This window comes from Streptomyces sp. P17, assembly GCF_032436805.1.
Taxonomy (GTDB): domain Bacteria; phylum Actinomycetota; class Actinomycetes; order Streptomycetales; family Streptomycetaceae; genus Streptomyces.
Window position 1 is genome coordinate 1 of the sequence record NZ_JAVRBF010000271.1, and the last position, 557, is coordinate 557.

At 63.4% G+C, this 557-nt stretch carries 1 protein-coding gene; it reads left to right on the forward strand.

Annotation, left to right across the window (positions count from 1 at the left end; all coding sequences use genetic code 11):
• Nucleotides 1–557 (forward strand): DUF935 family protein (locus tag RMT89_RS40805; protein WP_315888807.1); only part of this gene is annotated, 557 nt, incomplete at both ends.

Sequence of the window (557 nt, forward strand, 5' to 3'; positions counted from 1 at the left end):
TCGAACTGGCCGAGACCATCGAAGAGCGTGATCCGCATTATCTGGGCGTGCTCTCGACTCGCAAGCGGTCGGTCAGTCAGATCGACATTTCGGTCGAGGCGGCGTCAGACGCGCCCGAGGATGTGGCCAGGGCCGATATGGTGCGTGACTGGCTTAAGCGCGACGAGCTGACCGAAGAGCTGTTCGACATCCTTGACGCCATCGGCAAGGGCTATTCCTTCACCCGCATCCACTGGGACAGCTCGGAAGGTCAGTGGGAGCCGAAACGGCTGGAGCGCCACGACCCGCGCTGGTTCCGCTTCCGGCGTGACGATCTGATGACCCCGGTGCAACTGAGCGATACCGGCACCGAGCTTGCGCTTGACCCGTTCGGCTACATCTTTGCCAATATCAGCGCCAAATCCGGGCTGCATCTGCGGTCCGGGCTGGCGCGGGTGGCTGCCTGGGGCTGGATGTTCAAGGCCTTCACCTTGCGCGACTGGTCGATCTTCACCCAGACCTATGGCCAGCCGCTGCGGGTGGGGAAATGGCAGTCCGGGGCCAGCGAGGGCGAAAAG